The sequence below is a fragment of the Alkalicella caledoniensis genome (assembly GCF_014467015.1).
In the GTDB taxonomy this organism is placed as follows: Bacteria; Bacillota; Proteinivoracia; order Proteinivoracales; family Proteinivoracaceae; genus Alkalicella; species Alkalicella caledoniensis.
This window is the reverse complement of record NZ_CP058559.1, coordinates 3,585,449-3,599,428: the sequence shown is the minus strand read 5'-3', so window position 1 is coordinate 3,599,428 and position 13,980 is coordinate 3,585,449. Positions and strand designations below refer to the sequence as shown.

At 34.8% G+C, this 13,980-nt stretch carries 13 protein-coding genes; 2 read left to right on the top strand and 11 right to left on the bottom strand.

Annotated features, from left to right (window positions below):
• Positions 1 to 392 precede the first annotated feature (392 nt).
• Positions 393 to 2,135 (top strand): IS1634 family transposase, encoded by a 1,743-nt coding sequence (locus HYG86_RS17695; RefSeq protein WP_213165411.1) that lies wholly within the window; start codon positions 393 to 395, stop codon positions 2,133 to 2,135.
• A gap of 149 nt (positions 2,136 to 2,284) precedes the next feature.
• Here the strand turns inward: HYG86_RS17695 and HYG86_RS18345 are convergent, their stop codons facing one another.
• Positions 2,285 to 2,512: an HIT domain-containing protein gene (locus HYG86_RS18345; protein ID WP_213169053.1), complete on the bottom strand. Its 228-nt coding sequence runs from the start codon at positions 2,510 to 2,512 to the stop codon at positions 2,285 to 2,287.
• 97 nt (positions 2,513 to 2,609) lie between these two features.
• Here HYG86_RS18345 and HYG86_RS17685 point away from each other — a divergent pair, with 97 nt between their 5' ends.
• On the top strand, positions 2,610 to 4,352 hold the full coding sequence (locus HYG86_RS17685) for an IS1634 family transposase (RefSeq protein ID WP_213165411.1): 1,743 nt from the start codon (positions 2,610 to 2,612) through the stop codon (positions 4,350 to 4,352).
• Between the two features lie 218 nt (positions 4,353 to 4,570).
• On the opposite strand, the gene dapA is transcribed toward HYG86_RS17685, so the two are convergent.
• The 10 genes from dapA to HYG86_RS17635 all read right to left on the bottom strand — a co-directional run bounded on the left by dapA (position 4,571) and on the right by HYG86_RS17635 (position 13,936).
• On the bottom strand, positions 4,571 to 5,443 hold the full coding sequence (gene dapA / locus HYG86_RS17680; protein WP_213166871.1) for a 4-hydroxy-tetrahydrodipicolinate synthase: 873 nt from the start codon (positions 5,441 to 5,443) through the stop codon (positions 4,571 to 4,573).
• A gap of 9 nt (positions 5,444 to 5,452) precedes the next feature.
• On the bottom strand, positions 5,453 to 6,667 hold the full coding sequence (gene dapG, locus HYG86_RS17675) for an aspartate kinase (RefSeq protein ID WP_246451839.1): 1,215 nt from the start codon (positions 6,665 to 6,667) through the stop codon (positions 5,453 to 5,455).
• 18 nt (positions 6,668 to 6,685) lie between these two features.
• Positions 6,686 to 7,717 carry an aspartate-semialdehyde dehydrogenase gene (locus HYG86_RS17670; RefSeq protein ID WP_213166870.1) on the bottom strand — a complete coding sequence of 344 codons (1,032 nt, stop codon included), beginning with the start codon at positions 7,715 to 7,717 and terminating at the stop codon, positions 6,686 to 6,688.
• On the bottom strand, positions 7,714 to 8,307 hold the full coding sequence (locus tag HYG86_RS17665) for a dipicolinate synthase subunit B (protein WP_213166869.1): 594 nt from the start codon (positions 8,305 to 8,307) through the stop codon (positions 7,714 to 7,716). The genes HYG86_RS17670 and HYG86_RS17665 overlap by 4 nt, the downstream gene beginning before the upstream one ends.
• Positions 8,304 to 9,173 carry a dipicolinate synthase subunit DpsA gene (gene dpsA, locus HYG86_RS17660; protein WP_213166868.1) on the bottom strand — a complete coding sequence of 290 codons (870 nt, stop codon included), beginning with the start codon at positions 9,171 to 9,173 and terminating at the stop codon, positions 8,304 to 8,306. The genes HYG86_RS17665 and dpsA overlap by 4 nt, the downstream gene beginning before the upstream one ends.
• 179 nt (positions 9,174 to 9,352) lie before the next feature.
• On the bottom strand, positions 9,353 to 9,931 hold the full coding sequence (locus tag HYG86_RS17655) for a hypothetical protein (RefSeq protein ID WP_213166867.1): 579 nt from the start codon (positions 9,929 to 9,931) through the stop codon (positions 9,353 to 9,355).
• A gap of 121 nt (positions 9,932 to 10,052) precedes the next feature.
• Positions 10,053 to 10,322 (bottom strand): YlmC/YmxH family sporulation protein, encoded by a 270-nt coding sequence (locus tag HYG86_RS17650; protein ID WP_213166866.1) that lies wholly within the window; start codon positions 10,320 to 10,322, stop codon positions 10,053 to 10,055.
• A gap of 17 nt (positions 10,323 to 10,339) precedes the next feature.
• Positions 10,340 to 10,513 (bottom strand): aspartyl-phosphate phosphatase Spo0E family protein, encoded by a 174-nt coding sequence (locus HYG86_RS17645; protein ID WP_213166865.1) that lies wholly within the window; start codon positions 10,511 to 10,513, stop codon positions 10,340 to 10,342.
• Positions 10,514 to 10,568: 55 nt separating this feature from the next.
• A complete protein-coding gene (locus HYG86_RS17640; protein WP_213166864.1) occupies positions 10,569 to 11,615 on the bottom strand; it encodes a polysaccharide deacetylase family protein in 1,047 nt (348 codons plus the stop codon).
• Positions 11,616 to 11,815: 200 nt separating this feature from the next.
• Positions 11,816 to 13,936: a polyribonucleotide nucleotidyltransferase gene (locus HYG86_RS17635; protein ID WP_213166863.1), complete on the bottom strand. Its 2,121-nt coding sequence runs from the start codon at positions 13,934 to 13,936 to the stop codon at positions 11,816 to 11,818.
• Between the last annotated feature and the right edge of the window lie 44 nt (positions 13,937 to 13,980).

Here is a 13,980-nt window from a genome sequence, read left to right as displayed (position 1 = left end):
TAATATTAGTTTAACCCGAACATAACCAGTTAAAGCTATTATACTACATTTGGATAAATAATACAATTTCTTTAAAAGTAAAGTTCAATTTTTTAAAAATATCATTTTTATGGTTTCCATAAAACACAAAAAAGAAACTAAAGTAGGCATCTATAACCTACTTTAGTTTTAAAGTTTCTTTTAGAATCTCAATGGTTTTATCGTTTGGAGGACTTAACGGAAGTCTGCAAACTCCTGTTTTAAACCCGGGTCTTTGACAGTTGAATAGATGAAAAGTTCTTGTAAGCCTTAATATAGGCTTATTTTTTTGTCAAACTTTACATATTTTTAGTGCACAATGTTTAACAATGTGTTATGATATAAGTAGTTGTTTGTAAGGGTGGTGTAAAAAAATGAGACTACAAATTGTTAGTTCAAAAAATGCCGCATCTTTATATGTGGTTAAGTCTATTTACGAAAATGGAAAGCGCTCTTCTAAAGTTGTTGAAAAGCTCGGTACCGTTGCTGATTTAGAAAAAAAATTAATCGACCAAGATCCCATAGAATGGGCAAAAAATTACGTAGAAGAACTTAACAAAAAAGAAAAGGAAGAAAAAAGGGAAGTTCTTGTAAAGTACTCCCCCTCAAAACTTATTGATAAAGGTGAACCACGCTTGTTTAACGGCGGTTACCTATTCCTGCAAAAAATATATCATGATCTTGGGCTACACAAGATTTGTATGGAAATATCACAAAAATATAAGTTTGATTTTGATTTAGACTCGATTCTTTCCAGGCTTATTTACGGTAGAATTATCTTCCCTTCTTCAAAACTTGCTACATATGAGCTTTCTAAAAAGTTTATAGAACAACCCAAATATGATTTGCATCAAATATACAGAGCTCTTGAAATTCTTGCTAAGGAGACAGACTTTATCCAGTCCTCCTTGTACAAAAATAGCTTGAAGGTCTCCAAAAGAAATACCGGCGTTCTTTACTATGATTGCACCAATTACTTTTTTGAAATAGAGCAGGGAGATGGTATAAAGCAGTATGGTCCGTCAAAAGAACACAGACCAAACCCGATAGTCCAAATGGGGCTATTCATGGACGGGGATGGCATTCCTCTGGCTTTTAGCATTAACAGGGGGAATATGAATGAGCAACTGACTCTAAAACCATTGGAAAAGAAAATCGTTTCTGATTTTGAGCTTTCTAAATTTATCGTGTGCACAGATGCTGGGTTGGCTTCAGAAGCTAATCGAAAGTTTAACGACAAGGATGGTCGAGCTTTTATTACCACACAATCTATTAAAAAATTAAAAGCACACCTGAAGAAATGGGCTCTTGATCCTGATGGCTGGAAACTTCCAGGCAGCAAAAAAAACTATGATATTTCTGAACTCGATGAAATGATAGATAAGGCTACTCCTGAAGATAAAGCAAAAATAAGTGCAAAGGTCTATTTCAAAGAACGTTGGATCAAAGAAAATGGCTTTGAACAAAGATTGATTGTAACTTATTCGATCAAATACAGGGATTATCAGCGCAAAATCCGCAACTCACAAATAGAACGTGCTCAAAAGACTATAGATACAAACCCGACAAAAATCAAGAAATGTAATGCTAACGATTACAAAAGATTTATTCATAAAACGAGCTATACTCCTGATGGTGAAATTGCAAAGAAAGAAATATACAGCATTGATCAAGCTATCATCCAAAAAGAAGAAGCTTTTGATGGTTTTTATGGAGTTTGTACAAATCTTGAGGATGATGTACCTGAAATAATTAAGGTAAATCACAGGAGATGGGAAATCGAGGAATGCTTTAGGATTATGAAAAGTGAATTCAAAGCAAGACCTGTATTCTTAAAAAAAGATGACCGTATTGAAGCACATTTCAGCACATGCTTTATATCTTTAGTCATCTATAGAATGCTAGAAAAGCGACTTAAAGAGGAATTTACCTGTCATGAAATTATTAGTGAATTAAGAGATATGAATTTCAAAGAAATTAAGGGAGAAGGATATGAGCCCTTATATACTAGAACCGATTTTACCGATGCTTTACATGAAGCCTTTGACTTTCGCACAGACTACCAAATTGTAACAAAAAGCAAGATGAAAAAGATTCTAAAAGATACAAAGAAGTAAAAAACATTATTCACTTTTTTGACAAAAATTAAAGCCTACAAACCCTTTATTTTCAAGGGATTACAGGCTTTTTTTAATCATCAAGTGTCAAACGTGGGATTATACATAAAAGGATATAAACTGTCAATAAAAACCTATTGACCTTATTTTTAGCCTGGAGGCCACTTTAGTTGCCTTTTGCCAAGTATGTGAAAATGCAGGTGATTTATTGTTTGGCCACCTAGTTCTCCACAATTATTTACTACCCTAAAGCCATCGTCTAAGTTTTGCTCTTTGGCGATTTTTTTGATTGCATCAAATATATGTTTTATCTCCTGAGAGTCTGTTTCGGGTCTTTGACAGTTGAATAGATGAAAAGTTCTTGTAAGCCTTAATATAGGCTTATTTTTTTGTCAAACTTTACATATTTTTAGTGCACAATGTTTAACAATGTGTTATGATATAAGTAGTTGTTTGTAAGGGTGGTGTAAAAAAATGAGACTACAAATTGTTAGTTCAAAAAATGCCGCATCTTTATATGTGGTTAAGTCTATTTACGAAAATGGAAAGCGCTCTTCTAAAGTTGTTGAAAAGCTCGGTACCGTTGCTGATTTAGAAAAAAAATTAATCGACCAAGATCCCATAGAATGGGCAAAAAATTACGTAGAAGAACTTAACAAAAAAGAAAAGGAAGAAAAAAGGGAAGTTCTTGTAAAGTACTCCCCCTCAAAACTTATTGATAAAGGTGAACCACGCTTGTTTAACGGCGGTTACCTATTCCTGCAAAAAATATATCATGATCTTGGGCTACACAAGATTTGTATGGAAATATCACAAAAATATAAGTTTGATTTTGATTTAGACTCGATTCTTTCCAGGCTTATTTACGGTAGAATTATCTTCCCTTCTTCAAAACTTGCTACATATGAGCTTTCTAAAAAGTTTATAGAACAACCCAAATATGATTTGCATCAAATATACAGAGCTCTTGAAATTCTTGCTAAGGAGACAGACTTTATCCAGTCCTCCTTGTACAAAAATAGCTTGAAGGTCTCCAAAAGAAATACCGGCGTTCTTTACTATGATTGCACCAATTACTTTTTTGAAATAGAGCAGGGAGATGGTATAAAGCAGTATGGTCCGTCAAAAGAACACAGACCAAACCCGATAGTCCAAATGGGGCTATTCATGGACGGGGATGGCATTCCTCTGGCTTTTAGCATTAACAGGGGGAATATGAATGAGCAACTGACTCTAAAACCATTGGAAAAGAAAATCGTTTCTGATTTTGAGCTTTCTAAATTTATCGTGTGCACAGATGCTGGGTTGGCTTCAGAAGCTAATCGAAAGTTTAACGACAAGGATGGTCGAGCTTTTATTACCACACAATCTATTAAAAAATTAAAAGCACACCTGAAGAAATGGGCTCTTGATCCTGATGGCTGGAAACTTCCAGGCAGCAAAAAAAACTATGATATTTCTGAACTCGATGAAATGATAGATAAGGCTACTCCTGAAGATAAAGCAAAAATAAGTGCAAAGGTCTATTTCAAAGAACGTTGGATCAAAGAAAATGGCTTTGAACAAAGATTGATTGTAACTTATTCGATCAAATACAGGGATTATCAGCGCAAAATCCGCAACTCACAAATAGAACGTGCTCAAAAGACTATAGATACAAACCCGACAAAAATCAAGAAATGTAATGCTAACGATTACAAAAGATTTATTCATAAAACGAGCTATACTCCTGATGGTGAAATTGCAAAGAAAGAAATATACAGCATTGATCAAGCTATCATCCAAAAAGAAGAAGCTTTTGATGGTTTTTATGGAGTTTGTACAAATCTTGAGGATGATGTACCTGAAATAATTAAGGTAAATCACAGGAGATGGGAAATCGAGGAATGCTTTAGGATTATGAAAAGTGAATTCAAAGCAAGACCTGTATTCTTAAAAAAAGATGACCGTATTGAAGCACATTTCAGCACATGCTTTATATCTTTAGTCATCTATAGAATGCTAGAAAAGCGACTTAAAGAGGAATTTACCTGTCATGAAATTATTAGTGAATTAAGAGATATGAATTTCAAAGAAATTAAGGGAGAAGGATATGAGCCCTTATATACTAGAACCGATTTTACCGATGCTTTACATGAAGCCTTTGACTTTCGCACAGACTACCAAATTGTAACAAAAAGCAAGATGAAAAAGATTCTAAAAGATACAAAGAAGTAAAAAACATTATTCACTTTTTTGACAAAAATTAAAGCCTACAAACCCTTTATTTTCAAGGGATTACAGGCTTTTTTTAATCATCAAGTGTCAAACGTGGGATTATACTACATTTGGATAAATAATACAATTTCTTTAAAAGTAAAGTTCAATTTTTTAAAAATATCATTTTTATGGTTTCCATAAAACACAAAAAAGAAACTAAAGTAGGCATCTATAACCTACTTTAGTTTTAAAGTTTCTTTTAGAATCTCAATGGTTTTATCGTTTGGAGGACTTAACGGAAGTCTGCAAACTCCTGTTTTAAACCCTAATAGTTGCATAGCTGCTTTTACTGGTATTGGATTTGTTTCTATAAACAAATTTTTGAATATGGGTAAAAGTTTGAGGTGTATTTCACGGGCTTTATCATAGTTTCCAAGAAAAAACTCGTCAATCATATTATGGATTTCTTTACCCACAACATGACCCGCAACAGAAACTACCCCCTTAGCCCCAACTGACAACATTGGAAGTGTTAATGAGTCTTCCCCGCTGTAAATATCTATATTATCACCACACAAATCTGCAATTTCACTCACCTGCACTAGGTCTCCTGATGCCTCTTTAATAGCTGTTATATTATTTATATTGGAAAGTTTCTTAACAGTATCTGGGAGGATATTTCCGCCTGTTCTTGAAGGTACATTATACAGCATAATTGGTAATTTTGTACTGAGAGCAATTTTTTCAAAGTGTAGTATTAGACCTTTCTGGGTGGGCTTATTGTAATATGGTGTGACAACCATTATTCCGTCAATATTGGTGTTGTTCTCAAATGCCTTAGTAGTTCTTAGGGTTTCTACAGTATTGTTTGATCCCGTTCCAACAATTATTTTTGCTTTCCCTTTCACTTCGTTAGAAATAACATCTACAAGTTCAATCTTTTCCTCTAAAGTAAGTGTAGGAGACTCTCCTGTAGTTCCTATTAAAACTAAGCCATCATTTCCATTGTCTATGAGATGCCTAGCAATTTTTTTTGCTTCTTTTAGGTTAACAGTACCTTCTGGGGTAAAAGGAGTTATCATTGCAGTTAAAACCTTACCAAATTCCATAAAATCACCTCAACTTTTTTTAGTTATTAAATACTTATGCAAAGCATTGACGGATTTTTCCGAATATTTTTTTTCTACTAAAAGGGAAATATTTATATGGGAGTCTGAAGTTTGGATTATGGGTATATCAATTTGTGTTAGAGGGTGTAGAATTTTTGCCATAACTCCAGGCTTCCCTTTCATTGCAACACCAATTACAGTAACTTTAGTACAATCCTCTATATATTCATATTGTAGGTTGAACTCTTCCACAACCTTTATCACCAGGTAAGTGTGTTTCTCTTCAACAACAAAGGCTTTTATACACGGTGTTATGGAAATTAAATCTAAGCTTATACCCTTACACGCTAGAGCTTCTAGTAATTGAAGATCTTTTTGGGAGTTGTTTTTTTCGGTGTATATCCTAAAATGGGTTAATTTATCAATACTTGTTACACCTGTTATAAACCTATCAATTTCCCACTTTTTTCCTTTGACGTCGTGGTGTGTGATTTTAGTCCCTTTTGTTTGAGATTCCATGGATTTCACCCAAAGATCAATATCGTTATGCATAGCCATCTCAACTGCACGAGGGTGTATTACCTTTGCTCCGTCATTTGCCATATGAAAAACCTCTTGATAGGTAATCTCTTCGATAATTTGAGCATCAGGTACTACTCTAGGATCTGCTGTCATTATCCCTTCCACATCTGTATATATTTCAACATATTCAGCCTTTAAGGCGATACCCAGAGCAACAGCAGTAACATCACTGCCTCCTCTACCGAGGGTTGTAAGTTCCCCTTCTGAACTTTTACCTTGAAAACCTGTTACTATAACTACTGGGTAGTTTTCTAAACATTCTTCTATAAACTCTGTATCAACGGCTTTTATGCTTGCATTACTAAAGTTTGAGTCAGTGATAATACCTGCATTCCAACCTGTTAGGACTTTATTCTTTATTCCTAATTTGTCCAAAAAGCTACCTAAAACCGAGGCAGATATTGTCTCTCCGCAAGACATTAAAAGATCCTTTTTGTCTAAGGTAGTATCCTTATAATGGTCAAGTAAAGAAAGTAGTGTGTCGGTGGCGTAGGGCTCCCCTTTTCTACCCATGGCTGAAACCACAATAACCATTTTTCTATTATTATCCTTTGAAAGTTCCTCTTTAACTTTTTTTGCGATATCTTCTTGTTGCTCACTATTCATAAGGGAAGTTCCTCCAAATTTTTGCACTATTATCACTATGCTCTCCCCTTTTCCTTAAATTAATTTATTAGCAATAATATATTCCAGAATTTGCAAACCGTTAATGGCTGCACCTTTTCGTACGTTATCTGCCACTATCCACAAATTCATACCATGAACTATTGAATTGTCCCTACGTATCCTACCAACATATACTTTATCTTTTCCACTGACATTTAAAGGTGTTGGGTAAATTTGTTCATTTACATCATCTTCTACCTCGATAAAATCTTGTTTGCTTAGGTGGTTTCTTACATCGTTTATACTAAATTTTTTGAATGTTTCTATATTTACACTTTCACAATGACATACTGTTATAGGTACCCGAACAGTAGTCACTGTTATTGGCAGCTTTGGAATTTTCAATATTTTTTTTGATTCATTCATCATTTTATGCTCTTCTTTTGTATAACCGTCCTCTTCAAATAAGTCGATTTGTGGAAGTATATTGTTAAACATCTGATAGTGCTTTTTATCTCCTTTGACAGGAAGAACTTTTGCTTCAAGTCCTCCTTTTTTTCCTCTGTTTTCTTGCTGTTGAATTAGTTCATCTAACCCCCTTTGACCTGCTCCTGATACACTCTGGTATGTTGAGACAACAACTCTTTTGATAGGGGCTATTTTGTCTATCTCATTAAGAATAACTACGAGTTGTATAGTTGAACAATTAGGGTTGGCGATAATTTTTCCTTTATATTCATCTAACACCTCTCCATTTACTTCAGGTACCACTAAAGGAATTTCATCATTCATTCTAAAATAACTACTATTATCAATTACAATGGCACCTTTTTTTGCAAACTCTCGGGCGTAATTTTTACTAATTTGTGACCCTGCGCAAAAGAATGCCACATCAATTTTACTTTCTAGACCTTCATTTATTGTCAGTATGTCATACTCCTTTTGGTTAAACATTATCCTTTTGCCCTTTGAATTTTCAGAAGCTATTGGCAGTAGTTCTTTAACATACTCTGACCTTAAAGATTTTAAAAACTCACTACCCACTAACCCCGTTGCACCAACAACTGCTACATTGTACTTCTTCATTGCTGTTTCTCCTCGTATGTTATAAGCATAGGCTGGGCTTGTTTTTTACTTAATGCGCTTTCGATAGTATGTTCTATTTGTGAAAGGTCTGCTACCATGGAAAAAGGCTTTTTAAATGGTGCATCTTGACCAAAGGGAACGAAGAAAAAATTCTTTTGACCTAGTAGTTTTCCTAAATTCATAGCATTTTGGCTCAAGGCATCATTTGTGGAAATTGCCAAAACTACTGGCTTATCGTTTCTAAGTTGTGCTTTTATTGCCATTATTGCACCATTGTCAGTTAAGGCATTTGCAAGTTTTGCCATTGTGTTTCCAGTACATGGTAGAACTAAAAGTACATCAAACTCATTTTTGGGTCCGATGGGCTCTGCGTCTACAATGGTTTGTATAACTTTTTTTCCACTTATATCTTCAAGCTGTTTTATCCAGTCTTCTCCTTTACCAAACTTTGTATCTGTATTGACATTGTTTGATATTACTGGGAATAGTTCACATCCCTGTTCTACTAACTTTTTCAATGGACTCATTATTTCTTCCAAAGTACAGTGAGATGCTGTGACAACAACTCCTATTTTTAAATTTTTGATCATTTATAATCACCCCTTAAAAATCTTGGATATACTTCAGCTAGAATTTTAGCTGCTGTTTTTGGAGCCACCAGTCCAGGTAACCCTGGCGCTAAGATGGCCCTAATTCCGATTTCCTTCGCATAGTCGAAATCTACGCCCCCCGGTGCTGAAGCTATATCTACTATTACCTGTGTATTAATACAGTGTTTAAGCTTTTCTTTAGGTAGCACCATATTGGGAGCTGTATTATAAATAAAGTCCACCTGAGGCAGAATTTTCTCATATTCACTTGGATCTACTGGGATAAATCCCATTTCATAGCTACGTGCTAAGCTAACTTTATTTCTAGTCATAACATATACTTTACTATCTAGGTTTTTTACTATTCTAGCTAGCGTAATACCACAGCGACCAAATCCTATAATCAGTGACTTACTATCGTGGATAGTAATTTCACTATTTTCCATGGCAATTTGTATAGCCCCTTCTGCTGATGGAATAGAGTTTAGTATAGCTATTTCATCATCCTCAGCAACTTCTATAAGGTTTGTTTGTTTTTTCATACACATCTCTTTAAACCATTTCCTAGCGTAACCAATAATAATCTTTGTGTTATCTGGCAGTATATCAAAAAAATCCTTCCCTAGTACTATAGACTCACTTGAATATTTCCCTTTAACTAAACCTAGTTCATTTGTTCCTGACATAGGTAGTATAACAGTCGGATTTTTGCCTAATTTGCTTTTAAGATCTTCAAGTGAGAATGCATTATACCCTACTTTATCAAATCCCCACAAGGTTATTGTACTGAATCCCTTTTCTTTAAGGAATTTGTGTAAATATAAATCTCGGTCGTCTCCACCAATTATGTGAATTGAATGATCCACTTAATTCACCTCCCAATTCAACATATGATAAAATGCCTAAATGTGTAACTAAAAAAGGTGCCAATGGCACACTTTTTGATGAGGTTATGATGGGACTATTTAAAAGAACTAAAAAAGAGCACCACATGGCCTGGGTGCCCTATAATTGTATGCAAATGGTTATATCATCAATGTTAAATTTAATGTACCTCAACATCCTTTGCATGATGTTCTCTTAAATCCTTTGCTATATGATCTACATCTCTTTCATCTGCTTTTATGATGGCTAGTATTTTTCCAGATTCAACTTTACTTTCATAGTGTGTACTTCTTTCTTCAGGTATTCCGTAATCAACTAACCCTCCTGCCACTCCACCAGTCAAAGCACCTGTTAATATACCTGCCAGTGGGCCTGCAGCTATTATGGGACCTAGCCCTGGTATTATTAGTAATCCTGCGCCTAATGCCAGACCACCTAGCCCACCAATAACTCCACCTGTCATAGTTCCATCAGCTAAATTTTGATTTTCATAGGATACTTCATTGATATCGCCATCTGCTTGACGCGGTTCCAAACCATCATCTGAGTACCTTGATCTGTATTCCATACCTTCTACTCGATAGTGCCTATCTTCCACTTCTTCTTGATATTTTTGCTCTTCTTTAAGCTCCTTAGCTAATATAGATATTTCACCTTTAACGCCATTATCCCTTAAGTTCTTCACAGCTTTTTCTGCTTGGTGATTATTTTCAAAATAAGCTATTATTTTTTTCTCCATATAAAATATACCTCCTTTTTCATTCCTTAGTATTCCCATGGCATATTTTTTTATTAATTAGTTGTCTAGATGAAGAACTCTGAATTTAAACAAAAAAATAAGTGGTAGCTTTAGCTACCACTCATTCTTCATTATAATCAAAATAATCCTCACTGTCTATATCGACAATTAGAGTATCTTGACCTATTTTTTTAATAGAGTTCCATGATATGGTTAAGGTTCTACTTTTACCCATAAACCCATCCCAAAATCCATCTTTTTCTGGTATAATAATTTCCAATATTTTTCCCGTACTCAGGTCTATGGACAAATCACAGTTACCCACAAGTCCAAGTTTTTTTCCATCTGAAAAGTTGATTATTTCTTTATTTTCTAGGTCAGAGAATCTCATTTTAATATCCCCTCCCTTTATTTTTTATCACTACTATTGTAAAACTCGTTAATTTTTTCGTCTAGCAATCGACTTAAGGCCAGCAGGTCTTCATTACCATAGATAGGTTTATTCCCGGCTTTATCTGCTTCTGCTAATTTTTTTCGTAGATCTTCTATTTCTTTTGTTAGTTGGACTTTTCTATTTGTCACGTTCTTCCCCCACTTCCTTTTAAATACTATTTCTACTCCAATGGGGTAAAATCCTTTAATTTGGTATATCTTCTATAGAAATTTTTTGTTTTATGTTTTGTAAGTAGTAATCCGGTGAGAGCATAGTGTCTAAATCAACAATTTCATACCCTTTTTCCTTTATACCTATGATTATTTTTTTAAGGGCAGCAGGGGTTTGTTCAGTATTGTGCATAAGGATTATGGCTCCATTATGCATGTTGTTAAGTATCCTGTCAGCCATGGCGTCGATACCAGGTCTTTGCCAATCTATTGTATCCAAACTCCATAGAACATTGACCATTGAATCCTTAGTACTTTGTTCAAAAATTCTTGTATCCTTTTCGCCATAGGGCGGACTAAAGTAAATTGGTGTATATCCAGTTGCCTCTTTTATAAGATCATTAGTTTTATTAATTTCTATACTAATCTCCTCAATACTTATTTTGCTCATGTAAGGATCAGAGTAACCATGGTTTGCTAATATATGACCTTCTTGGTGGATCTGTTTCACTAAATTGGGGTATTTTTCTGCCCATTTTCCCACAAGAAAAAAGTTTCCCTTAACACCTTGATCTTTAAGAATGTCTAACATTTCTTGAAGATAATCATTGAATTCATTACCCCAAGATATATTTATAACAAGTGATGCTTGCTTTCTTATGGGATTACCTTGATAAATAGGTACGTGGGAAAAATCCTTTATTGTTACCAGGGGTAGAATAGTATGTATAACTGGATCTACACTTTCTCCTTTTTTTGCGCCAACTATTTTCTCAGCAGTTGCATCAATATCAAGCTGGCATCCATTTAAATGTGGTATTAGACTTTTTGTTTCGGAATCTATATATGCATCCTGAGCTTCAAAGCTAAATTCTGATGAAATTGATTCAAGATAATGCATAATTTCATCTTTCTTCTTGCCACCTAAGTTAAATCTACCCATTGTAACATCAGCACTAACAGTAGTAAAAGAGTTGTGGATACTATATGCAACGAATATCATTGCAGATAAACATAAAATAGCTACAACTAGTATTGCTAACAACTTAGTTAGGGTTATACTTCTTATGTAAACAGACATCCTCCTTACCTCCCTATCTTTTTCTCTTATATGTTTATGCACATGTACATATATATATTTATAAAAAAGAACTAATGGGGTTAATTTTCGTACTAACTTCTTTCAAGTTTAAAAGTGATAATTGCAGGAACCTTTATAAGCACAAAATGTTTATTCCCTAAAACTAAAAAAAAAATAAAAGCATCATATTGATGCTTTTATTACTCTGTGGTTTGCTGCTCTGCTTTTTCTTTATCCTGTTGTTCTTTAAGTAATACTTTTCTGGATAAGTTAACTCTTCCTTTTTCATCGATTTCCGTTACTTTAACATCGATTATGTCCCCAACTTTTACAACATCTTCAGTTTTAGCTACGCGTTCTATATCAAGCTGAGAAATATGAATCAAACCTTCTTTACCTGGTAAAACTTCAGCAAATGCTCCGAATTTTTCAACTCTAGTAATTTTTGCAGAGTATACTTCTCCTACCACAGCTTCCACTGTTATATCTTTAATCATTTGAAGTGCTTTATCTGCAGCTGCTGTATCTGTTGTGGCAATAAATATTTTACCATCTGGCTCTATATCTATTTTAACACCAGTTTGCTCGATAATTTTGTTAATTATCTTTCCACCTGGTCCTATTACATCTCTAATCTTATCAGGGTTAATCTTATATGTGATAATCTTTGGAGCGTATGGTGAAAGCTCTTCACGAGGCTCGGATATAGCTTCAGTCATTTTATCCATTATTGATAGATAAGCAACTTTAGCTTTACCAATAGCTTCAGCAAGTATTTCTTTGTTGATGCCCTGTAGTTTAATATCCATTTGCAAAGCAGTTATACCGTCACGGGTACCTGCTACTTTAAAGTCCATATCTCCAAGGAAATCTTCCATACCTTGTATGTCAGTTAGAATTTGGTTCTTACCATCATGATGAACAAGCCCCATTGCGATACCTGAAACTGGCTTTTTAAGTGGTACACCTGCATCCATCAAAGATAAGGTACTAGCACATACACTACCCATAGAAGTTGAACCATTTGATTCTATTACTTCAGAAACAAGTCTTATAGTATAAGGGAATTCTTCTTCTGAAGGAATTAGTGGTTCTAGGGCTCTTTCAGCTAAAGCACCATGACCAATTTCACGTCTACCTGGACCTCTCATAAATCCTGGTTCACCAACACTGTAAGGTGGGAAGTTGTAATGATGGATATAGCGTTTAGATTCCTCTAATCCAATACCATCTAGTATTTGAACATCTCCAAGGGGGCCTAGTGTACATACACTAAGTACTTGGGTTTGTCCCCTAGTAAATAGTCCAGAACCATGGGTTCTTGGTAGGATGCTAACTTCCGATGAAATAGGTCTTATCTCATCTGGCTTTCTCCCGTCTGGCCTTATACCATCTACTACAATACTTTTTCTAACCTCTTCTTTTACTATGTTATAAAGAATCTCAGAAATCTCTTTTCCTCGCTCGGGGTAGTCTACTTCAATTTTTTCCATAACTTCTAGTTTAACCTGAGCAATATTGTCTTCCCTTTGTTGTTTATCAAAGGTCTGAATTGCTTTACTTAAAGGTTCTACTGCTAAAGTTCTGACTGCTGCGTCAAGTTCTTGATCTATGGAGTGTAATTTAACCTCCATTTTTTCCTTACCAACTTCAGCCATGATTTGCTCTTGGAATTCTACTATTTTCTTGATTTCATCATGGGCTAGCATTAGTGCATCTAAGATGATTTTTTCGTCAACCTCATTTGCCCCTGCTTCTACCATCATAATTGCATCTTTTGTTCCGGCAACAACTAGATGAAGATCACTTTTTTCCCTTTGTTCCGATGTAGGGTTAATGATAAGTTGCTCACCTACTTTACCAACTAAAACAGCTCCAACAGGCCCCATAAAGGGAATATCTGATATACTCAGTGCTAAAGATGCGCCATTTATAGCAACAATATCAGGTGTGTTATCTTGATCCACACTCATAACAGTACAAACTACATGTACTGCATTCCTAAAGCCATCTTCAAACAAAGGTCTTATTGGTCTGTCTATAAGCCTTGCAGCTAAAATAGCCTTCTCCGATGGACGCCCCTCTCTTTTTATGAAACCTCCAGGAATCTTTCCTACGGCATAAAGTCTTTCTTCATAGTCAACGGTTAAAGGGAAAAAGTCTACACCTTCTCTTGCTTCCTTTGAAGCAGTAGCATTCACCAAAACTGTTGTGTCTCCATAGTAAATCATGGCAGAACCACCAGCTTGTTTTGAAAATTTTCCAACTTCCACTGTAAAATCTCTTCCAGCGAAATCATATGTATATTTCTTATGTTGCATATTATTGCCTCCCTTCAATTATTATTTTTTCTTATTTGCAAACT